The following is a 20,863-nucleotide window of genomic DNA, read 5'->3' on the forward strand; positions in this document are numbered from 1 at the left end:
GGATTTTTTCTCTTCAACCGACCGGGTTGTTTGTGAAGTGATTCACATCCGCCGTGTCGATGGAGGCGCATTATAGGGAGTTCTCAGCAGGCCGCAACCGCTAAATGACAGAAAAATGACTGACTGCTGCATTCCACAGCAAAACCCCGCCTTATACCTTTTTACACACAGACTTATCCACAATGATACGAAAAAGTGAAAATGTGCGAGCGTTGCGCAAACGTTTTCGTTAAAATGCTCGCGCTTCACAAGGATGCCTCGTCAGGTGTGTTAGATGAGTTTTTCGCAGGAAAATTCATCTAACGCTCTCTGTAATCGTGAAATCCAGGGGATTTACCATGCAACAACGTCGTCCAGTCCGCCGCGCTCTGCTCAGTGTTTCTGATAAAGCCGGTATCGTCGAATTCGCTCAGGCACTTTCTGCACGTGGTGTAGAGCTGCTTTCTACAGGTGGCACCGCTCGCCTGTTAGCAGATAAAGGTCTGCCGGTAACCGAAGTGTCCGATTACACCGGTTTCCCGGAAATGATGGATGGACGCGTCAAAACCCTGCATCCAAAAGTCCACGGCGGTATCCTTGGCCGTCGCGGCCAGGACGACGCCATTATGGAAAAGCATGACATCGCGCCAATCGACATGGTTGTCGTTAACCTCTACCCGTTTGCCCAGACCGTTGCCCGCGAAGGCTGCTCTCTGGAAGATGCCGTAGAGAATATTGATATCGGCGGCCCGACCATGGTGCGCTCCGCGGCCAAGAACCATAAAGATGTGGCCATCGTCGTAAAGAGCAGCGATTACGAAACCATTATTAATGAGATGGACGCCAACGAAGGGTCACTGACGCTTGCAACGCGTTTCGACCTCGCCATCAAAGCCTTCGAACACACCGCCGCGTACGACAGCATGATCGCCAACTACTTCGGTAGCCTGGTACCGGCTTACCACGGTGAAAGCAAAGATCCTTCCGGCCGCTTCCCGCGCACCCTGAATCTGAACTTCATTAAGAAGCAGGATATGCGTTACGGCGAGAACAGCCACCAGCAAGCTGCCTTCTATATAGAAGAAGAGGTAAAAGAAGCCTCTGTTGCGACCGCCCAGCAGGTTCAGGGCAAAGCACTCTCCTATAACAACATTGCCGACACCGATGCCGCACTGGAGTGCGTGAAAGAGTTCAGCGAGCCTGCCTGCGTTATCGTCAAGCACGCGAACCCATGCGGCGTTGCCGTGAGCACCTCCATTCTGGATGCCTACGATCGCGCCTACAAAACCGACCCGACCTCCGCGTTCGGCGGCATTATCGCCTTCAACCGTGAGCTGGATGCTGAAACCGCACAGGCCATCATCTCCCGCCAGTTTGTCGAAGTGATCATCGCGCCATCAGCATCCGAAGAAGCGCTGAAAATCACCGCCGCGAAACAGAACGTGCGCGTACTGGTTTGCGGCCAGTGGGCGGAACGCGTTCAGGGCCTGGACTTCAAACGCGTGAATGGCGGTCTGCTGATTCAGGACCGCGATCTGGGTATGGTGACAGAAGCCGACCTGCGCGTGGTATCCAAACGTCAGCCGAGCGAGCAGGAACTGCGTGATGCACTGTTCTGCTGGAAAGTGGCGAAGTTTGTTAAATCCAACGCCATTGTCTACGCGAAAGAGAACATGACAATCGGGATAGGCGCAGGCCAGATGAGCCGCGTTTACTCTGCGAAAATCGCGGGTATTAAAGCAGGTGACGAAGGTCTGGAAGTCAAAGGCTCCGCCATGGCCTCTGACGCCTTCTTCCCGTTCCGTGATGGTATTGATGCGGCAGCCGCTGTCGGCATCACCTGCGTGATCCAGCCTGGTGGCTCAATCCGCGACGACGAAGTCATTGCCGCCGCCGACGAGCACGGCATTGCGATGATCTTCACCGACATGCGTCACTTCCGCCATTAATTCCCGGAGCTGAAAATGAAAGTATTAGTAATTGGTAACGGCGGACGCGAGCACGCTCTGGCGTGGAAAGCGGCGCAGTCCCCTTTGGTAAAAACCGTCTTTGTCGCACCGGGTAATGCAGGCACTGCGCTGGAACCTGCGCTGCAGAACGTTGCTATCGGCGTGACCGATATTCCAGCACTGCTGAGCTTTGCCCAGAGCGAGAAAATCGATCTGACCATCGTCGGCCCGGAAGCGCCGCTGGTGATTGGTGTAGTTAATGCGTTTCGCGCTGCGGGCCTGACAATCTTCGGCCCAACGGAAGGTGCAGCTCAGCTGGAAGGCTCCAAAGCTTTCACCAAAGATTTCCTCGCACGTCATAACATCCCAACGGCGGAATATCAGAACTTCACCGAAGTGGAGCCCGCTCTGGCCTACTTACGTGAAAAAGGCGCGCCGATTGTCATCAAGGCCGACGGTCTGGCCGCCGGAAAAGGCGTGATCGTGGCGATGACGCTCGAAGAAGCCGAAGCCGCGGTTCAGGATATGCTGGCGGGCAATGCCTTTGGCGATGCTGGCCACCGCATCGTGATCGAAGAGTTCCTCGACGGTGAAGAGGCTAGCTTTATCGTGATGGTCGACGGCGAGCACGTTCTGCCGATGGCCACCAGCCAGGACCATAAGCGCGTGGGTAATGGTGATTCCGGCCCGAATACCGGTGGGATGGGTGCCTACTCACCTGCTCCGGTAGTGACTGACGAAGTACACCAGCGCACGATGGCTCGGATCATCTGGCCAACCGTGAAAGGAATGGCGGCAGAAGGCAATACCTACACCGGTTTCCTCTATGCGGGTCTGATGATCGACAAGCAGGGTAACCCTAAGGTTATCGAATTCAACTGCCGCTTTGGCGATCCGGAAACCCAGCCCATCATGCTGCGCATGAAATCCGATCTGGTCGATCTGTGTCTGGCGGCCTGCGAAGGCAAGCTCGACAAAAAAACCTCAGAATGGGACGAGCGTGCGTCTCTGGGCGTGGTGATTGCTGCAGGTGGTTACCCTGGCAACTACAACACCGGTGATGAAATCCACGGTCTGCCGCTGGAAGAGGTTGAAGGCGCGAAGGTATTCCACGCCGGAACGAAGCTGTCTGATGACGACCGCGTACTGACCAATGGCGGACGCGTGCTGTGTGCGACCGCGCTGGGTCATACCGTTGCAGAAGCGCAGAAACGCGCCTATGCGCTGATGGCGGATATTCACTGGAACGGTAGCTTTAGCCGTCAGGATATCGGTTATCGCGCGATTGCGCGTGAGCAGGGCGAGTAATTTCCCCCTCACCCTAACCCTCTCCCTCAAGGGAGAGGGGACTTAAATCAAAAACTCTTCTCTGTCGGCTGCCAGGTACAGAAGTCTTCGTTCGCCACCAGCAGCAGCTGAGAGCCTTCCGGCGCCTCAAGCCACGCCACACTCACCTCCATTGATGAATGACGCTGACGGCGTTGAATATGTTCGGTCGCCCAGGATTCGAGCTCAGGCTTGACCGTCTGACCTTCGCAGGTCGTCACCGTCCCATCGGTATGCCAGCGCCCCTGGCGCAGCACGACGCGCCCCAGACGAAGTGCATCGCTGGTCTGGCGGATTTGTTCTGCACGATAGCGGTAGAGGGCGATTTGATCGCTGGAAAGCTGCTGTTTTTGACCGCTGACTTCACGCTGCATAAAGCTCAGCTCGCCATGGTCATCAAAACGCACTTTCACGTGTTCGGGGGTTTTGCTGTAGACGTTCAGTTCAATCAGCGTCAGGTCATCGCCCTGCCAGCGGTATTCCGCAGTCGACGTATTGCCGTTATGCCACGGGCTGAAGGCAGAAAGCAGATGAACTTCATTGCCGGAATCTTTGCGCCAGATCCTGACCGCGCCCTGGTTATCCGCGTAGCCGCTGGCGGTAAACGGCGGCAGAGAGGTGTCATGGCTACAGGCTGACAGCAACAGCATACCTGCCAGCGCGAGCGTTCCACGCCAGAAAGACAAAAGGGGCGTTTCCGCCCCTTCGCTAAAACTGTTCACTGCCACGCGTCTTACTTAACAGCGTCTTTCAGTGCTTTACCAGAAACAAATGCCGGCACGTTAGCTGCGGCGATTTTGATTTCTTTACCGGTCTGCGGGTTGCGGCCAGTGCGCTCAGCGCGGTGGTTCACTTTGAAGGTACCGAAACCAACCAGCTGTACAGCATCACCTTCTTTCAGAGACTCAGTAATAGCAGCCAGGGTAGATTCCAGAGCAGCTTTAGCCTGCACTTTAGACAGATCAGCCTTGTCCGCAATTACATCAATCAGTTGAGTCTTGTTCATAAGTTATCCTTTCAATGTGTTTATCGCTTGCTAAGCATCGAGTGCGACGAAAATGCCAAAAAAGCACTCTCCTGCATACACGCACCGATAGCCACTTTTTTTCGCCCCCCAAATGTAGACCAGACAAGGGTCGAAAGGGAAGAGTCGAGGAGCGACAAAACGGGCGTTATCTCAAGTTTTATTGTCTCATTGGTTAAAAATTATACCAATATTACTCTCGCCGGCCTCGCGCAAGTCCGCACGCAGCCCTTTTATCAGCTCAATATCGCGTTCTTCACACTCAGCCAGCAGGCGGAAAATTTCCCACTGAATATCCCATTCTTGCTCAACCGCCGGGTTCACCCGCAGCTCTTCGTCGGTCATTTCGCGACCTTCCTGGGTCATTTCCAGCATCGCCACGGTGGTGATAGATGCCTTACTGACTTCGATAGCATGCTCCAGCGTTTCACCGCTCAGACGGGAGTGGATCAACTCGCTTAACGCCACGCAGGCATCGATGGCCGGATAGACACCGTACAGGTCAAAATCATCCGCTGCCGGGATCGCCTCTTCCAGCTTTTCCAACTGAGAGTCGAAATTCACCTTCGCGTCTTTCACCGTCAGCGTTTCCCAGATTAAATCCAGAATACGACGATAGATCTGGCCTTCGCCAAACGCCGTCTGCTTGCAGAACGCAGCATAGTTAGGGTACATGCGCTCGCACAGGCAAGCCATAAACGTCACGTGCTGCCAGCTTTCCAGCTTCTCAAGGCGCAAATGAATCGGGTTTTGTAACATGATGATGTCTCGAAACGGAAATTAGCCGCAGTTTACCTGAATCAGGGCTGAATTTCCTGCCAACGAATAAATGCCGGACGCGATGACGCAACGGCATCTGCCCAGCGCGTCGGTTCCGGTAATCGGTAACCTTTCATACAGCGCTGAACCCACGCCAGGGCACTGTCCATGCTCACCCGATGCCCGGTCGCGATAAACAGCGGATTGCATCGCGCCTTGCTGCGCCAGACCCATGCCAGCTGTTCACCCTTGTGGATGAGCGGCGCCAGCGCGCCCGGCTCCGCGGAAAGGGGTTCAAACGCGCCACACAGGCGTTTCTTGGCGACGCCAATGGTCGGCACATCCACCAGTAACCCAAAGTGGCTGGCAACGCCTAAACGGCGCGGGTGTGAAATACCGTGTCCATCGACGAACAACAGGTCAGGTTTTTGCGAGAGTTGCTCCCATGCTGCCAGCAGCGCGGGATATTCGCGGAAGGAGAGAAAGCCCGGAATGTACGGCATGGTGGTGGCGATACGCGCCACCTTGTATTCCACCAGCTCAAGCGAAGGGTATTTCAAGACCACCATCGCCGCTCGCGTTACTTCACCCCCCTGCTCGAATCCGACGTCTGCTCCGCCAATGTACTGCGGAGGATCTTTATCCAGACGATCCTCGCGGATCACCGATGAAGCCAGTTCGATTTGCTGAGCGCGTAGCGACGCGAGATCCATAACCACTCCTTACTTGTGATACTGGGCAGAAAGCCGATGTACCGCCTCCACAAATACGCCAGCGTGTTCTGGCGGCACATCCTGATGAATGCCGTGGCCGAGGTTAAAGACGTGGCCTTCACCCTGGCCGAAACCAGAGAGTATAGTCGACACTTCTTCTTCAATGCGGGCAGGCTGAGCATAGAGCATGGATGGATCCATATTGCCCTGCAGTGCCACTTTGTCACCCACGCGGCGGCGGGCATCGGCGATATCGGTGGTCCAGTCGAGACCCAGCGCGTCGCAGCCGGTTGCCGCCATCGCTTCCAGCCACTGACCGCCACCTTTGGTGAACAGCGTTACCGGCACGCGGCGACCTTCGTTTTCGCGCAGCAGGCCGTCGACGATTTTATGCATGTAGTACAGAGAGAACTGCTGATAATCGCGGCCGGTCAGCACGCCACCCCAGGTGTCGAAAATCATGACCGACTGCGCACCCGCTTTAATCTGCGCGTTGAGATAGAGCGTGACGCTCTTCGCCAGCTTGTCGAGAAGCGCATGCAGGGCCAGCGGCTCGGCGTACATCATCTTTTTAATCATGGTGAAGGCTTTGCTGCTGCCGCCTTCAACCATATAGGTCGCCAGCGTCCACGGGCTGCCGGAGAAACCAATCAGCGGCACTTCGCCTTTCAGCTCGCGGCGAATGGTGCGCACGGCGTTCATCACGTAGCCCAGTTCACCTTCCGGATCGGGGATTGGCAGCTTATCCACGTCGGCTTTGCTTTTGATTGGGGAGGTGAAGCGCGGGCCTTCACCGGTTTCGAAATAGAGACCAAGGCCCATGGCATCCGGAATGGTCAGAATGTCCGAAAAGAGAATAGCAGCATCCAGTGGGAAGCGGCGCAGCGGCTGGAGCGTGACTTCGCAGGCCAGCTCGGCGTTTTTGCACAGCGACATAAAATCACCCGCCTGCGCACGCGTGGCTTTGTACTCTGGCAGATATCGTCCCGCCTGGCGCATCATCCACACCGGGGTGACATCAACGGGCTGGCGCAGCAGCGCACGCAGATAACGATCGTTCTTCAGTTCGGTCATTTTTGCAGTTCCTTAAGCGTCATGGCCTCAGTGTAACATTACTCATACTCGGCCCGACACATCGCCACGGTATCTTCTATCAGCCGACGCGCCACCGTGCCCGGTGGGGGTAACAGCGGTAAATCGTCATAGCGATACCAGTTCGCTTCCAGCAGTTCTTTCTGGTCGATAACAATCTCACCGCTGTCGTATTCAGCCATAAATGCCGTCATCAGCGACTGCGGGAACGGCCAGGGCTGGGAGGTGACGTAGCGCAGGTTCTTCACCTTGATCCCGCTCTCCTCCATCACCTCACGCGCCACTGCCTGTTCCAGCGTTTCGCCCACCTCGACGAAGCCAGCCAGCACGGTGTGAATGCCGTTGCGATGACGGGTGTGCTGCGCCAGCAGGATGGAGTCATCGCGGCGGATAGCGACGATAATGCAGGGTGCAATCTGAGGATAGTAGCGCTCGCGGCAGTGGCTGCAGAGCATCGCCCACTCGGTTTTGCTCGGGTGCATGGTATGACCGCAGTAGCCGCAGTATTTATGCGAGCGGTAAAACTCCGCCAGCTGCACGCCGCGCCCCGCCAGCTGGAACAGCCCGACATCCTGATCCAGCACCTGCCGCACAGACCCCATATCCTGGCGACGCGCCTGTTGGATCAACCACACCGGCTCGGCCTGCCACTCGCCGATCCACAGCGCGGTTTGTCCGACAAGATCGAACGTTTCCGCCGTGCCATGGGGGATTTCCCCGGCGGGCAGCCATAATTTTTGTTCGTGACTGACGATCCACCAACCCAGATCTGATTTTTCAATAATACGATCCATATCTATTGCACTACCTTCGCTTCACTGACATGTTGTTAGCATTGTGGTTACATTTTGGATAAGCAGATTCAATCCTATACCTTGCGGAGTCGACCATGTTAAACCAGCTAGAAAGCCTGACTGAGCGCGTTAGAGGAAGTAACAAACTGGTGGATCGCTGGCTGCATGTGCGCAAGCATCTACTCGTGGCTTATTACAATCTGGTCGGTATTAAGCCTGGCAAAGAATCGTTTATGCGACTGAATGAAAAATCGCTGGATGATTTTTGTCAGGGCCTGGTCGACTATCTGTCCGACGGCCATTTCAATATTTATGAACGTATTATCCGCGAAATGGAAGGGACAACACCGTATTTAGCGGCCAGCAAACTCTATCCGTTGCTGGAAGCCAACACCCAGCAGATCATGGATTACTACGATTCCACGCTCGAGAACGCCATCGATCACGATAACTATCTTGAGTTTCAGCAGGCGCTGTCCGATCTCGGTGAAGCCCTGGAGGAGCGATTCACGCTGGAAGATAAGCTGATCGCCCTCGTGCTGGACAATGACGTGAATACCAGCAATGAAGAGAACGTCGCGCGCCCTGCTTGAGTTCTTAATCGTTAACGAGTAATTTACAACCATTCGCCCCTCTCACGAGGGGGATTTTTCTTGTCGGAGTGCCCAGTGTGAAAGCACGGGCTGAGACCGTTAATTCGGGATCCGCGGAACCTGATCAGGCTAATACCTGCGAAGGGAACAAGAGTCACACTGCTGTTGTATCGCCTAAGGGCGATCCTCTCTTGCTTCATCCGTCGTCTGACAAGCCATGTCCTTCACTTTTGGAATGAGCTATGTCTACTGCAAAACTGACCCGCCGCGAACAGCGCGCACAGGCCCAACACTTTATTGATACCCTGGAAGGCACCGCTTTCCCGAACTCTAAACGCATCTACATTTCCGGCTCGCAGGCCGATATCCGCGTCCCGATGCGGGAAATCCAGCTCAGCCCGACGCTTATCGGCGGCAGCAAAGAGAATCCGCAGTTCGAAGACAACGAAGCCGTGCCGGTATACGACACCTCCGGCCCGTACGGCGATCCGGATATTGCCATCAACGTTCAGCAGGGACTGGCAAAGCTGCGCCAGCCGTGGATTGACGCGCGTAACGACTGCGAAGAACTGAGCGTGCGTAGCTCCGCGTACACCAAAGCACGCCTGGCCGACGACGGTCTGGACGAGCTGCGCTTCACCGGGCTACTGACGCCGAAACGCGCCAGAGCAGGCAAATGCGTGACCCAGCTGCACTATGCGCGCCAGGGGATCGTCACGCCAGAAATGGAGTTCATCGCCATCCGTGAAAACATGGGCCGTGAGCGCATCCGCAGTGAAATACTGCGCCACCAGCACCCGGGCGAAGGTTTTGGCGCTCGTCTGCCAGAAAATATTACGCCGGAGTTTGTGCGTGATGAAGTGGCCGCCGGCCGCGCAATTATCCCCGCCAACATCAACCACCCGGAATCCGAGCCGATGATTATCGGTCGCAACTTCCTGGTGAAGGTGAACGCCAACATCGGTAACTCGGCCGTCACCTCCTCCATCGAAGAAGAGGTCGAAAAGCTGGTCTGGTCAACGCGCTGGGGCGCGGACACGGTGATGGATCTCTCCACCGGCCGCTATATTCACGAAACACGTGAGTGGATCCTGCGTAACAGCCCGGTACCGATTGGCACCGTCCCGATTTATCAGGCGCTGGAAAAAGTGAGCGGCATTGCCGAAGACCTCACCTGGGAAGCCTTCCGCGACACGCTGCTGGAGCAGGCTGAACAGGGCGTAGACTACTTCACCATTCACGCGGGCGTGCTGCTGCGCTACGTGCCGATGACGGCGAAACGTCTTACCGGTATTGTCTCGCGCGGCGGATCTATCATGGCGAAGTGGTGCCTCTCCCATCACCAGGAAAACTTCCTCTACGAACATTTCCGCGAGATTTGCGAAATCTGTGCCGCGTACGATGTCTCTCTGTCGCTGGGCGATGGCCTGCGCCCGGGCTCTATCCGCGATGCCAACGACGAAGCGCAGTTTGCCGAGCTGCACACGCTGGGTGAACTGACCAAAATCGCCTGGGAGTATGACGTGCAGGTGATGATTGAAGGCCCGGGACACGTGCCGATGCAGATGATCCGCCGCAATATGACCGAAGAGCTGGAGCACTGCCACGAAGCACCCTTCTATACCCTGGGGCCGCTGACCACCGATATTGCGCCAGGCTATGACCACTTCACTTCCGGGATTGGGGCGGCGATGATCGGCTGGTTCGGCTGCGCCATGCTCTGCTACGTGACGCCAAAAGAGCACCTCGGCCTGCCAAACAAAGAGGACGTGAAGCAGGGGCTGATCACCTACAAAATTGCCGCCCATGCGGCAGATCTGGCCAAAGGCCATCCGGGCGCGCAAATTCGCGATAACGCCATGTCGAAGGCGCGCTTTGAATTCCGCTGGGAAGATCAGTTCAACCTGGCGCTGGACCCGTTCACCGCCCGCGCCTATCACGACGAAACCCTGCCGCAGGAGTCGGGCAAAGTCGCGCATTTCTGCTCTATGTGCGGGCCAAAATTCTGCTCGATGAAAATCAGCCAGGAGGTGCGGGACTACGCTGCCGCGCAGACCATTGAAGTAGGTATGGCGGATATGTCCGAAACCTTCCGCGCCAAAGGCGGCGAAATCTACCTCAAAAAAGAGGAGGCATAATGTACCAGCCCGATTTCCCGCCCGTCCCCTACCGTTTAGGGCTCTATCCGGTGGTGGACAGCGTGGCGTGGATCAAACGCCTGCTGGAGGCAGGCGTTCGAACGATCCAACTGCGCATCAAGGATAAACGCGATGACGAGGTGGAAGCCGATGTGGTTGCCGCCATTGCGCTGGGACGTCAGTATAACGCCCGTCTGTTTATCAACGACTACTGGTGGCTGGCCGTTAAGCACCAGGCTTACGGCGTGCATCTGGGTCAGGAGGACCTGGAAACAACGGATCTGAGCGCTATTCGCGAAGCCGGATTACGGCTGGGGGTGTCAACACACGACGGCATGGAGATCGACGTGGCGCTGGCAGCCCGCCCCTCTTACATCGCGCTGGGCCACGTCTTCCCGACGCAGACCAAGCAGATGCCCTCCGCACCGCAGGGACTGACGCAGCTGACAAGTCACGTCAAACGCCTTGCCGATTACCCCACCGTCGCCATCGGCGGCATTAGCCTTGAACGGGCTCCGGCTGTGCTGGACACTGGCGTCGGCAGTATTGCCGTCGTCAGCGCCATCACCCAGGCCGCAGACTGGCAGTCCGCCACCGCACAGCTGTTACAGCTGGCAGGAGCTGGCGATGAATGATCGCGATTTTATGCGCTACAGCCGTCAGATCCTGCTGGAGGATATCGCCATTGACGGGCAGCAAAAACTGCTCGCCAGCCGGGTGCTGATTGTCGGTCTGGGCGGATTAGGCGCACCTGCGGCGCTTTATCTGGCAGGCGCTGGTATCGGCACGCTGGTGCTGGCCGATGATGACGACGTTCATCTCAGCAACCTGCAGCGACAAATCCTTTTTACCACCGAGGATATCAACCAGCCGAAAGCGCACATCACCCGGCAGCGGCTAAGCCAGCTTAATCCGGACATCGAACTGATTGCGCGACAGGAACGTCTTAGCGGCGAGAGCCTGCACCGTGAAGTCGCGCTTGCCGACGTGGTGCTGGACTGTACCGACAACATGGCGACGCGCCAGGCGATTAACGCCGCCTGCGTGGCAAATAACACGCCGCTTATCACCGCCAGCGCGGTGGGGTTCGGCGGACAGATGATGGTTCTGACGCCACCGTGGGTGCAGGGCTGCTATCGCTGCCTGTGGCCGGATGATGCCGAGCCGGTGCGCAACTGCCGCACGGCGGGCATTCTTGGTCCGGTGGTCGGCGTGATGGGCACGATGCAGGCCCTGGAGGCCATCAAGCTGCTCAGCGGCATGGAGACGGAACGCAATACGCTGCGGCTGTTTGATGCCCGCTCCAGCGGCTGGCGCCATCTGGCGTTACACCGCGCCGGCCGTTGCCCGGTATGTGGAGGCCGCGATGCGCATTCTGTTTAACGATGAGCCGATGAGATGCGACGACGGGCTCACCGTTGCCGTACTGCTCGACAAGCTGCGCCAGCTCAAGCCGGGAACGGCGCTGGCGCTCAATCAACAGATCCTGCCGCGCGAGCAGTGGGAACATCAGCAGGTCAACGAAGGCGACCAGATCCTGCTGTTTCAGGTTATCGCAGGGGGCTGAGATGCTACATATTGCCGATAAAGTTTTTGACTCGCACTTGTTTACCGGAACCGGAAAATTCGCATCGCCGCAGCTGATGGTGGATGCCATTCGTGAAAGCGGCAGCCAGCTGGTGACGCTGGCGCTCAAGCGCGTGGACCTGCGTCACCACAGCGACGCCATTCTGGCTCCCTTACTGGAAGCGGGCGTCACGCTGCTGCCAAACACCTCCGGGGCGAAAACGGCCGAAGAGGCGATTTTTGCCGCACAGCTGGCCCGGGAGGCGCTCGGCACACGCTGGCTGAAGCTGGAAATTCATCCGGATCCCCGCTGGCTGCTGCCTGACCCCATCGAAACGCTGAAAGCGGCTGAAAAACTGGTGCAGCAAGGGTTTACCGTCCTGCCGTACTGCGGAGCCGACCCGGTCCTGTGTAAACGGCTGGAAGAGGTCGGCTGTGCGGCGGTGATGCCGCTGGGAGCACCTATTGGCTCCAACCAGGGGCTGGAAACCCGCGCGATGCTGGAGATCATCATCGAGCAGGCAAACGTGCCGGTGGTGGTTGATGCGGGCATTGGCGTGCCAAGCCATGCCGCGCAGGCGCTGGAGATGGGTGCCGACGCGGTGCTGGTGAACACGGCGATCGCGGTTGCCGATGATCCGGTTATGATGGCGCGAGCGTTCCGCATAGCCGTAGAGGCCGGCTTGCTGGCAAGGGAGTCCGGCCCCGGCTCGCGCAGTTTTCAGGCGCAGGCTACCAGCCCCCTGACCGGTTTTCTGGAGACGATCTCATGAGCACGTTTACCGAGCGCTGGCGGCAGCTAAACTGGGACGACATTGCCCTGCGCATCAACAGCAAGACGGCTGCTGACGTAGAGCGCGCGCTGCAGGCCCGTCATCTGACCCGAGAGGATCTGATGGCCCTGCTCTCCCCGGCGGCCAGCGCGTACCTCGAACCGATGGCCCAGCGAGCCCAGAGGCTTACCCGTCAGCGCTTTGGCAACACGGTGAGCTTCTACGTGCCGCTCTATCTCTCAAACCTGTGCGCCAATGACTGCACCTACTGCGGTTTTTCCATGAGCAACCGCATCAAGCGAAAAACGCTCGATGCGGGTGAGATTGCCCATGAGTGTGCGGCCATACGTGAAATGGGCTTTGAGCATCTTCTGCTGGTCACGGGCGAACATCAGGGGAAAGTGGGAATGGACTATTTTCGTCAGCACCTTCCCGCCATTCGTCGTCAGTTTGCGTCTTTGCAGATGGAGGTGCAGCCCCTGTCGCAGGATGAGTACGCGGAGCTAAAAACGCTCGGACTGGACGGGGTGATGGTCTATCAGGAGACTTACCACGAGGCGACGTACGCCCGACACCACCTGAAAGGTAAGAAACAAGACTTCTTTTTCCGGCTGGAAACGCCGGACAGGTTGGGTCGAGCAGGCATCGACAAAATCGGTCTGGGTGCGCTGATCGGGCTCTCCGACAGCTGGCGGGTGGATTGTTACATGGTGGCAGAACATCTGCTTTGGCTCCAGCAGCACTACTGGCAGAGCCGTTATTCTATCTCTTTCCCCCGCCTGCGGCCTTGCGCGGGAGGGATTGAGCCAGCGTCGCTGATGGATGAACGCCAGCTGGTGCAGACCATCTGCGCATTTCGCCTGCTTGCCCCGGAAGTTGAATTATCCCTCTCAACGCGTGAGTCCCCGGCGTTTCGCGATCGCGTGATCCCGCTTGCAATTAACAACGTCAGCGCGTTTTCCAAAACGCAGCCTGGCGGCTATGCCGACGATCGTCAGGAGCTGGAGCAGTTTGTCCCGCATGACGGACGGCGTCCGGAAGCGGTAGCCGCAGCCCTGACGGCACAGGGCCTTCAGCCTGTCTGGAAAGACTGGGACAGCTGGCTGGGAAGAGCCTCGCAATAACGTTGCAACGCCCCGCAACGCGGTAAAAAATTGTCGAGGGGCTACGGAAAGTCACCACCGGATGATTGCCAGCACTCATCCGGTTTTTTATTGTCACAGCGTTAGCAACGGATGCTGACCAGGGCGAAAAGCTTCTTCCTCGTTTCGCCCTGCCTCTGATTCATTGCACAAAAAGCACCCACTCGTTTAATAAGTATTTTCTTAGTGGTTCTTAAGATAAATCATCCCGTCAGAAACCGTGTTCCGTATAATTCACCGCTAACCGCAGGACAGCGACTATGCTGAGAGGATATCGGCAGACGAAAAGTATTCACCATCAGGATCGATGTACAACTCATGGCACTTCACAGCAAAAAGCTCTCTTTTACCCGGCCAATCATGCTCAGCTTCACGGGGATCCTCTGCAGTTTTGCGGTGATCGCGATCGCGGTGACGCTTTCACAGAGAAAGGATTTTCTTGAGGATTATCATAAAATTAATAGCAATTTCACGCATAACCTGGCGGTGAACTACACCGAGTCTATTCTGCGTGAAAACGACTATATCCTGGGCCGCTCTGCCATGTACTTTTCGCGTAACGACAGGTTAAACGAGACGCTCAACGTCAACCCGACGCAGGGACTGCAGATGATAATGCATTTGCAGAACCTGATGCCGACCGTGTCCTCCATCTCGCTGGCCGACACGCAGGGGCATTATCTTCGCGCACCGGAAGTGCTCCCTACGGAGAAGAGTAAAACCTTCGATCCCCGGACGCGGCCGTGGTTTGTCGCCCAGGCGGAAGCCAGTATCTTCAGCCACTATACCCGTCCCTACATGGACTACTTCACCGGCCATCCGACGGTCACACTTTATAAGCCGTTGATTTCGCCGGAAGGCAGACTGAAGGGAACGATCGCGTTTCATCTCGATTTGACCTCAATGGGCTACACCCTGCGTCAGATGGTGGCGCCCGTTCAGGGGGAATTCTTCGTCGTGGAACGCGATGGCGCCGTCGTGCTGCACCCTGATACCGGCGCGCTCTTCAAGCAGTACGTGAGCGAAGCGCTGATGGACAAAATGACCAGCGGCGAAGGTCATCTTTACGACAAGAAAAGCAACGCCTGGTATTACTACTACTCGTTTACTAACCCTGACTGGTTTGTCATTTACCGGGTATCGGGTGCGACACTCAACGATATTACCCGCCACGAAACGACGATCGTTGGCTGGGGGTTCGCGCTGGCGGCCATCATCATCGTCCTCTTCGGCTTATACCTCCGCCACGCCTCGCGTAGCGTGCTGATGCACATTATCAATGCCATCAAAACCGGCGATGTAAGCGAAGCTCCACGTCTGGAAGCGATGCTGAGCCACACTATCCAGTCCAATAAAGAGCGCGAAATGGCGTATGTGCGCCAGGCAACTCACGATGCGCTGACGGGCTGTAAAAACCGCCGCGCCTTCGATAGCGATGTTGCGGAGCTGCTGAATACCCAGCAGCCTTTCGCGATGGCGCTGGTGGATATTGATAACTTTAAGTCGATTAACGACACGCTGGGTCACCTGACCGGTGATATCGTCCTGCGCAACGTGGCCCGCGAAGGGATCCAGATAATGCAGCCACATCATGTCTCGGTTTACCGTTACGGTGGCGAAGAGTTCGCGGTAGTCTTCCTGGCTGAGCAGATACCTTCCGCGCTCTCATTGCTGGAAGCGTGGCGTACCGCCGTTGAAAAACGCGTCTGGCGAGAAGAGAACCTGCGGGTCACGTTCAGCGGTGGTCTTGGGGAGTGGCATTTCGAACCGCTGGAGCAATTTGTGGGAAGCGTTGATAACGCCCTCTACAGCGCGAAGCAGCAGGGAAAAAACCGCATTATTCACACGTCCATCAGCTAATCCGCCCTCTTTCCCTTGCCCGTTTCGACGGGCCGGGTACCCGACAATACAAAATTGTAACCGGTTTCAGAAAATCATCGGTTTCTTTGTGATGCCTGACACACAATCGCGGTAAAGCGGTTGTTGAAGCGTTCTGCACGGGATAATTATCAGTAAACACATGTAGATCGAGGCTGATTATGAAGAACATCGTTTTATGCTGTGCAGCGGGAATGTCAACCAGCATGCTGGTTCAACGTATGAAAGACGCCGCACAGAAAAAAGGGGTTGAAGTCACTATTAAAGCCGTTCCGGTTGCGGAGTTTAAAGACAACATCGCGACGGCCGACATCGTATTACTGGGGCCACAGGTTAAATACGAGCAGGCAAAACTACAGGCGCAGGCCGACCCGCTGGGTAAAAAGGTCGCGGTGATCGACATGATGGATTACGGCATGATGAAAGGTGATGCCGTACTGGAAAAAGCGCTCAAACTTCTGGAGTCATAATGGAAGACTTAGAAACCACGATTATGGAACTGCTGGTCAACGCAGGCGCGGCGCGCAGTGCGGCCCTGACGGCATTACAGATGGCGCGTAAAGGTGAGTTTGACGAAGCAGAAAAAGCGATGGAAGAGTCGCGCGAATATGTGAAACATGCGCACACTATCCAGACGCAGCTCATCGGTCTTGACGAAGGGACCGGGAAACTTCCGGTGAACCTGATTACCGTCCACTCTCAGGATCACCTGATGAACGCGATGGTCATTCAGGACCTGGCGGGCGATATGATTGAGCTGTATCGTCGGCTGCCGCTGATTAACTGATAAAACACAGATATAAAAAAACCCGCCGAAGCGGGTTTTTTATTTATGGCATCAACGATTACTCGTTGTCGGAACCGCCCAGACCTGCGTTCAGCAGTTCTGCCAGGCTCGCGGATGCATCTTCAGCAGTCACCTGCGGTGCAGCTGGCAGTTCGCCTGCAGCACGACGACGCATACGATCCTGGTGGTACGCATAACCGGTACCCGCAGGGATCAGACGACCCACGATGACGTTCTCTTTCAGACCGCGCAGTTCATCACGTTTACCTGCAACAGCGGCTTCGGTCAGGACACGCGTGGTTTCCTGGAACGATGCTGCAGAGATGAAGGACTCGGTTGCCAGAGACGCTTTGGTGATACCCAGCAGATCGCGTGCGAAGGTCGCACCGATTTTGCCGTTCGCTTCCAGATCGCGGTTAGCGATCTTAACGCGAGAGTATTCAACCTGTTCGCCTTCCAGGAACTCAGAGCTGCCTGCGTTTTCGATGGTTGCTTTACGCAGCATCTGACGAACGATAACTTCGATGTGCTTATCGTTAATCTTAACGCCCTGCAGACGGTAAACGTCCTGTACTTCGTTGGTGATGTAACGCGTTACCGCGTGCACGCCACGAAGACGCAGAATGTCGTGCGGTGCTTCTGGACCATCGGAAACCACGTCACCACGTTCTACACGTTCACCTTCGAACACGTTGAGCTGACGCCACTTAGGAATCATCTCTTCGTACGGCTCGCTGCCATCTACTGGGGTAATAACCAGACGGCGTTTACCTTTGGTCTCTTTACCGAAGGAGATAATACCGCTGATTTCAGCCAGGATTGCCGGCTCTTTCGGACGACGTGCTTCGAACAGGTCAGCAACGCGTGGCAGACCACCGGTGATGTCCTTGGTACCGCTGGATTCCTGAGGAATACGCGCCAGAGCATCACCCGCACCGATCTGAATACCATCTTCCAGCTGAACGATCGCTTTACCCGGCAGGAAGTACTGCGCAGGCATGTCGGTACCAGGGATCAGAACGTCGTTACCGTTAGCATCAACGATTTTCAGTGCAGGACGCAGATCTTTACCACCGGCAGTACGTTCAGCAGAATCCAGAACCACCAGAGAAGACAGACCGGTCAGCTCGTCAGTCTGACGAGTAATGGTCTGGCCGTCGATCATGTCAGTGAAGCGGATGAAACCACTTACTTCGGTGATAACCGGCATGGTGTGTGGATCCCAGTTTGCTACGGTTTCGCCGCCAGCAACCTGCTCGCCATCACCTTTCGCCATAACAGCACCGTAAGGCACTTTATAGCTCTCTTTGGTACGACCGAATTCGTCGATCAGCTTCAGCTCGGTGTTACGAGAGGTCACAACCAGCTTGCCTGCGGAGTTAACAACAGACTTCGCGTTGCTGAGCTTGATGCTACCTTTGTTTTTCACCTGGATGCTGGATTCAGCAGCCGCACGAGATGCCGCACCACCGATGTGGAACGTACGCATCGTCAGCTGTGTACCCGGCTCACCGATGGACTGTGCCGCGATAACGCCGATTGCTTCACCTTTGTTGATGATGTGGCCACGCGCCAGGTCACGACCGTAGCAGTGCGCACATACACCAAAGTCGGTGTCACAAGATACAACGGAACGTACTTTCACTGAGTCAACAGAGTTCGCTTCCAGCAGATCACACCAGTGCTCGTGCAGCAGCGTGTTGCGTGGAACCAGAATGTCTGCAGTACCCGGCTTCAGAATGTCTTCCGCGGTTACACGACCCAGTACGCGATCGCGCAGTGGCTCTTTAACATCACCACCCTCGATAACCGGGGTCATGGTGATACCTTCGAGGGTGCCACAATCGTCTTCGGTCACAACCAGATCCTGCGCAACGTCAACCAGACGACGCGTCAGATAACCGGAGTTCGCTGTCTTCAGTGCGGTATCCGCCAGACCTTTACGCGCACCGTGAGTAGAGATGAAGTACTGGAGTACGTTCAGACCTTCACGGAAGTTCGCGGTGATTGGCGTTTCGATGATGGAGCCATCTGGCTTCGCCATCAGACCACGCATACCTGCCAGCTGACGAATCTGTGCTGCTGAACCACGCGCACCGGAGTCGGCCATCATGTAGATGCTGTTGAAGGAAACCTGCTGCTCTTCTACGCCGTCACGGTTAATCACGGTTTCGGTCTGCAGGTTATCCATCATCGCTTTGGATACACGATCGTTCGCCGCAGCCCAGATATCGATAACTTTGTTATAGCGTTCGCCCGCGGTAACCAGACCAGACTGGAACTGCTCCTGGATCTCAGCAACTTCGGCTTCCGCTTCAGAGATGATCTCGTGTTTCTTCTCTGGGATGACCATGTCATCGATACCAACAGATGCACCTGAACGCGCTGCATAAGCAAAGCCGGTGTACATTGTCTGGTCAGCGAAGATAACGGTCGGCTTCAGACCCAGAATGCGGTAACAGGTGTTCAGCATTTTGGAGATAGCCTTCTTGCCCAGCGCCTGGTTGACGATGGAGAAAGGCAGACCTTTCGGTACGATCATCCACAGAATGGCACGGCCAACGGTCGTGTCTTTCAGGCTGGTCATCGCCACGAATTCGCCGTTTGCATCTTTTTCGTATTCGGTGATACGCACTTTAACGCGCGCATGCAGAGAGGCCAGGCCAGCGCGATAAATACGCTCAGCTTCTTTCGGGCCAGTCAGCACCATGCCTTCGCCTTTAGCGTTAACACAGTCACGGGTCATGTAGTACAGACCCAATACAACGTCCTGAGAAGGAACGATAATTGGCTCACCGTTCGCTGGAGACAGGATGTTGTTGGTAGACATCATCAGCGCACGCGCTTCGAGCTGGGCTTCCAGCGTCAGCGGTACGTGAACAGCCATCTGGTCACCATCGAAGTCGGCGTTATATGCCGCACAAACCAGCGGGTGCAGCTGGATAGCTTTACCTTCGATCAGGACTGGCTCAAATGCCTGGATACCCAAACGGTGCAGGGTTGGTGCACGGTTCAGCAGTACCGGGTGTTCGCGGATAACTTCGTCCAGGATATCCCAAACGACAGCTTCTTCACGCTCAACCATTTTCTTAGCGGCTTTGATGGTGGTGGCGAGGCCACGCAGTTCCAGCTTGCCGTAGATGAATGGTTTGAACAGCTCCAGTGCCATTTTCTTCGGCAGACCGCACTGATGCAGACGCAGGTATGGACCTACGGTGATTACAGAACGACCGGAGTAGTCAACACGCTTACCGAGCAGGTTCTGACGGAAACGACCCTGCTTACCTTTGATCATGTCGGCCAAAGATTTCAGAGGGCGTTTGTTAGAACCGGTGATCGCACGACCACGACGACCGTTATCCAGCAGGGCATCTACCGCTTCCTGCAGCATACGTTTTTCGTTGCGTACGATGATGTCCGGCGCAGCCAGATCCAGCAGACGTTTCAGACGGTTGTTACGGTTGATAACGCGACGATACAGATCGTTCAGATCGGACGTTGCGAAACGACCACCATCCAGCGGAACCAGCGGACGCAGATCTGGCGGCAGAACCGGCAGAACGGTCAGGATCATCCATTCTGGTTTGTTACCAGACTGAACGAACGCTTCCAGCAGTTTGATACGCTTGGTCAGCTTTTTACGTTTGGTTTCGGAGTTGGTTTCGTTCAGCTCTTCACGCAGCTGCTCGCACTCTTGCTCCAGATCCATGCTCTTCAGCAGGGCCTGAATAGCTTCCGCACCCATCTTCGCGTCGAATTCGTCACCGAACTCTTCCAGCGCGTCCAGATACTGCTCTTCAGTCAGGATCTGGTGACGTTCCAGGTTCGTCATCCCGCCTTCGATAACCACATAAGATTCGAAGTACAGAACACGTTCGATATCACGCAGCGGCATATCCAACAGCAGACCGATACGGGACGGCAGAGATTTCAGGAACCAGATATGAGCGGTTGGAGACGCCAGCTCGATGTGGCCCATGCGCTCACGACGCACTTTGGTCTGGGTCACTTCAACGCCGCACTTCTCACAGATCACACCACGGTGTTTCAGGCGCTTGTACTTACCGCACAGGCACTCGTAATCTTTTACTGGCCCGAAAATACGCGCACAGAAAAGGCCGTCACGCTCAGGTTTGAACGTACGGTAGTTGATGGTTTCCGGCTTTTTAACTTCACCGAAAGACCATGAACGGATCATGTCTGGCGAAGCCAGAGCAATTTTGATCGCATCAAACTCTTCGGTTTTAGTCTGCGCTTTCAGAAACTTTAATAAATCTTTCACGGATTTGCTCCCGTCGGAGTTAGCACAATCTGGTGCCGGGGGTTAACCCGGCACCAGTGACCTGTTTG

19 protein-coding genes and 1 riboswitch are annotated in these 20,863 nt (G+C 56.0%); of the genes, 12 read left to right on the forward strand and 7 right to left on the reverse strand.

What is annotated here, in order from left to right; translation table 11 throughout:
• Positions 1 to 338: 338 nt before the first annotated feature.
• Both purH and purD read left to right on the forward strand, forming a co-directional pair.
• The gene (gene purH / locus E3U32_RS02015; protein ID WP_134347468.1) at positions 339 to 1,928 is read left to right on the forward strand and encodes a bifunctional phosphoribosylaminoimidazolecarboxamide formyltransferase/IMP cyclohydrolase; all 1,590 of its coding nucleotides are present in this window, start codon (positions 339 to 341) and stop codon (positions 1,926 to 1,928) included.
• A 15-nt stretch (positions 1,929 to 1,943) separates the two neighbouring features.
• The gene (gene purD / locus E3U32_RS02020) at positions 1,944 to 3,236 is read left to right on the forward strand and encodes a phosphoribosylamine--glycine ligase (protein WP_134347469.1); all 1,293 of its coding nucleotides are present in this window, start codon (positions 1,944 to 1,946) and stop codon (positions 3,234 to 3,236) included.
• A 47-nt stretch (positions 3,237 to 3,283) separates the two neighbouring features.
• Here the strand turns inward: purD and E3U32_RS02025 are convergent, their stop codons facing one another.
• The 6 genes from E3U32_RS02025 to nudC all read right to left on the reverse strand — a co-directional run bounded on the left by E3U32_RS02025 (position 3,284) and on the right by nudC (position 7,636).
• Positions 3,284 to 3,976 (reverse strand): DUF1481 domain-containing protein, encoded by a 693-nt coding sequence (locus E3U32_RS02025; RefSeq protein WP_134347482.1) that lies wholly within the window; start codon positions 3,974 to 3,976, stop codon positions 3,284 to 3,286.
• A gap of 11 nt (positions 3,977 to 3,987) precedes the next feature.
• Positions 3,988 to 4,260 carry a nucleoid-associated protein HU-alpha gene (gene hupA / locus E3U32_RS02030; RefSeq protein WP_002445246.1) on the reverse strand — a complete coding sequence of 91 codons (273 nt, stop codon included), beginning with the start codon at positions 4,258 to 4,260 and terminating at the stop codon, positions 3,988 to 3,990.
• A 186-nt stretch (positions 4,261 to 4,446) separates the two neighbouring features.
• Positions 4,447 to 5,037 (reverse strand): YjaG family protein, encoded by a 591-nt coding sequence (locus E3U32_RS02035; RefSeq protein ID WP_134347470.1) that lies wholly within the window; start codon positions 5,035 to 5,037, stop codon positions 4,447 to 4,449.
• Between the two features lie 41 nt (positions 5,038 to 5,078).
• Entirely contained in the window at positions 5,079 to 5,750 is a 672-nt protein-coding gene (gene nfi, locus E3U32_RS02040) for a deoxyribonuclease V (protein ID WP_010425928.1), read from the reverse strand.
• A 9-nt stretch (positions 5,751 to 5,759) separates the two neighbouring features.
• The gene (gene hemE, locus E3U32_RS02045; RefSeq protein WP_010425930.1) at positions 5,760 to 6,824 is read right to left on the reverse strand and encodes a uroporphyrinogen decarboxylase; all 1,065 of its coding nucleotides are present in this window, start codon (positions 6,822 to 6,824) and stop codon (positions 5,760 to 5,762) included.
• A 38-nt stretch (positions 6,825 to 6,862) separates the two neighbouring features.
• A complete protein-coding gene (gene nudC / locus E3U32_RS02050) occupies positions 6,863 to 7,636 on the reverse strand; it encodes an NAD(+) diphosphatase (protein ID WP_134347471.1) in 774 nt (257 codons plus the stop codon).
• Positions 7,637 to 7,731: 95 nt separating this feature from the next.
• Here nudC and rsd point away from each other — a divergent pair, with 95 nt between their 5' ends.
• The 10 genes from rsd to E3U32_RS02100 all read left to right on the forward strand — a co-directional run bounded on the left by rsd (position 7,732) and on the right by E3U32_RS02100 (position 16,513).
• The gene (rsd, locus tag E3U32_RS02055; protein WP_134347472.1) at positions 7,732 to 8,229 is read left to right on the forward strand and encodes a sigma D regulator; all 498 of its coding nucleotides are present in this window, start codon (positions 7,732 to 7,734) and stop codon (positions 8,227 to 8,229) included.
• A 54-nt stretch (positions 8,230 to 8,283) separates the two neighbouring features.
• A riboswitch (TPP riboswitch) is annotated at positions 8,284 to 8,393 on the forward strand.
• A gap of 78 nt (positions 8,394 to 8,471) precedes the next feature.
• Positions 8,472 to 10,367, forward strand: a complete 1,896-nt coding sequence (gene thiC / locus E3U32_RS02060; protein ID WP_134347473.1) for a phosphomethylpyrimidine synthase ThiC — start codon at positions 8,472 to 8,474, stop codon at positions 10,365 to 10,367.
• The gene (thiE, locus tag E3U32_RS02065; protein ID WP_134347474.1) at positions 10,367 to 11,002 is read left to right on the forward strand and encodes a thiamine phosphate synthase; all 636 of its coding nucleotides are present in this window, start codon (positions 10,367 to 10,369) and stop codon (positions 11,000 to 11,002) included. The genes thiC and thiE overlap by 1 nt, the downstream gene beginning before the upstream one ends.
• Positions 10,995 to 11,750, forward strand: a complete 756-nt coding sequence (locus tag E3U32_RS02070) for a HesA/MoeB/ThiF family protein (protein WP_134347475.1) — start codon at positions 10,995 to 10,997, stop codon at positions 11,748 to 11,750. The genes thiE and E3U32_RS02070 overlap by 8 nt, the downstream gene beginning before the upstream one ends.
• Positions 11,734 to 11,934, forward strand: a complete 201-nt coding sequence (gene thiS, locus E3U32_RS02075; protein WP_059312260.1) for a sulfur carrier protein ThiS — start codon at positions 11,734 to 11,736, stop codon at positions 11,932 to 11,934. Before E3U32_RS02070 ends, thiS begins: the two co-directional genes overlap by 17 nt.
• A 1-nt stretch (position 11,935) precedes the next feature.
• The gene (gene thiG / locus E3U32_RS02080; RefSeq protein ID WP_134347476.1) at positions 11,936 to 12,706 is read left to right on the forward strand and encodes a thiazole synthase; all 771 of its coding nucleotides are present in this window, start codon (positions 11,936 to 11,938) and stop codon (positions 12,704 to 12,706) included.
• Positions 12,703 to 13,830, forward strand: a complete 1,128-nt coding sequence (gene thiH, locus E3U32_RS02085; RefSeq protein WP_134347477.1) for a 2-iminoacetate synthase ThiH — start codon at positions 12,703 to 12,705, stop codon at positions 13,828 to 13,830. The genes thiG and thiH overlap by 4 nt, the downstream gene beginning before the upstream one ends.
• A gap of 336 nt (positions 13,831 to 14,166) precedes the next feature.
• Positions 14,167 to 15,708: a sensor domain-containing diguanylate cyclase gene (locus E3U32_RS02090; protein WP_134347478.1), complete on the forward strand. Its 1,542-nt coding sequence runs from the start codon at positions 14,167 to 14,169 to the stop codon at positions 15,706 to 15,708.
• Between the two features lie 179 nt (positions 15,709 to 15,887).
• Positions 15,888 to 16,196 carry a PTS sugar transporter subunit IIB gene (locus E3U32_RS02095; RefSeq protein ID WP_010425948.1) on the forward strand — a complete coding sequence of 103 codons (309 nt, stop codon included), beginning with the start codon at positions 15,888 to 15,890 and terminating at the stop codon, positions 16,194 to 16,196.
• Positions 16,196 to 16,513, forward strand: coding sequence for a PTS lactose/cellobiose transporter subunit IIA (locus E3U32_RS02100; protein ID WP_134347479.1), 318 nt, complete (start codon positions 16,196 to 16,198; stop codon positions 16,511 to 16,513). The genes E3U32_RS02095 and E3U32_RS02100 overlap by 1 nt, the downstream gene beginning before the upstream one ends.
• 58 nt (positions 16,514 to 16,571) lie before the next feature.
• On the opposite strand, the gene rpoC is transcribed toward E3U32_RS02100, so the two are convergent.
• On the reverse strand, positions 16,572 to 20,795 hold the full coding sequence (gene rpoC / locus E3U32_RS02105; RefSeq protein ID WP_134347480.1) for a DNA-directed RNA polymerase subunit beta': 4,224 nt from the start codon (positions 20,793 to 20,795) through the stop codon (positions 16,572 to 16,574).
• Between the last annotated feature and the right edge of the window lie 68 nt (positions 20,796 to 20,863).

The sequence above is a fragment of the Lelliottia nimipressuralis genome (assembly GCF_004402045.1).
Lineage (GTDB): Bacteria > Pseudomonadota > Gammaproteobacteria > Enterobacterales > Enterobacteriaceae > Enterobacter > Enterobacter chinensis.

Bases quoted from the DNA above. Each gene is read 5' to 3' on its own strand.
- purH (WP_134347468.1), top strand. From the start codon at position 339: ATGCAACAACGTCGTCCAGTCCGCCGCGCTCTGCTCAGTGTTTCTGAT.
- purD (WP_134347469.1), top strand. From the start codon at position 1,944: ATGAAAGTATTAGTAATTGGTAACGGCGGACGCGAGCACGCTCTGGCG.
- hupA (WP_002445246.1), bottom strand. From the start codon at position 4,260: ATGAACAAGACTCAACTGATTGATGTAATTGCGGACAAGGCTGATCTG.
- E3U32_RS02035 (WP_134347470.1), bottom strand. From the start codon at position 5,037: ATGTTACAAAACCCGATTCATTTGCGCCTTGAGAAGCTGGAAAGCTGG.
- nfi (WP_010425928.1), bottom strand. From the start codon at position 5,750: ATGGATCTCGCGTCGCTACGCGCTCAGCAAATCGAACTGGCTTCATCG.
- hemE (WP_010425930.1), bottom strand. From the start codon at position 6,824: ATGACCGAACTGAAGAACGATCGTTATCTGCGTGCGCTGCTGCGCCAG.
- nudC (WP_134347471.1), bottom strand. From the start codon at position 7,636: ATGGATCGTATTATTGAAAAATCAGATCTGGGTTGGTGGATCGTCAGT.
- rsd (WP_134347472.1), top strand. From the start codon at position 7,732: ATGTTAAACCAGCTAGAAAGCCTGACTGAGCGCGTTAGAGGAAGTAAC.
- thiC (WP_134347473.1), top strand. From the start codon at position 8,472: ATGTCTACTGCAAAACTGACCCGCCGCGAACAGCGCGCACAGGCCCAA.
- thiE (WP_134347474.1), top strand. From the start codon at position 10,367: ATGTACCAGCCCGATTTCCCGCCCGTCCCCTACCGTTTAGGGCTCTAT.
- E3U32_RS02070 (WP_134347475.1), top strand. From the start codon at position 10,995: ATGAATGATCGCGATTTTATGCGCTACAGCCGTCAGATCCTGCTGGAG.
- thiS (WP_059312260.1), top strand. From the start codon at position 11,734: ATGCGCATTCTGTTTAACGATGAGCCGATGAGATGCGACGACGGGCTC.
- thiG (WP_134347476.1), top strand. From the start codon at position 11,936: ATGCTACATATTGCCGATAAAGTTTTTGACTCGCACTTGTTTACCGGA.
- thiH (WP_134347477.1), top strand. From the start codon at position 12,703: ATGAGCACGTTTACCGAGCGCTGGCGGCAGCTAAACTGGGACGACATT.
- E3U32_RS02090 (WP_134347478.1), top strand. From the start codon at position 14,167: ATGGCACTTCACAGCAAAAAGCTCTCTTTTACCCGGCCAATCATGCTC.
- E3U32_RS02095 (WP_010425948.1), top strand. From the start codon at position 15,888: ATGAAGAACATCGTTTTATGCTGTGCAGCGGGAATGTCAACCAGCATG.
- E3U32_RS02100 (WP_134347479.1), top strand. From the start codon at position 16,196: ATGGAAGACTTAGAAACCACGATTATGGAACTGCTGGTCAACGCAGGC.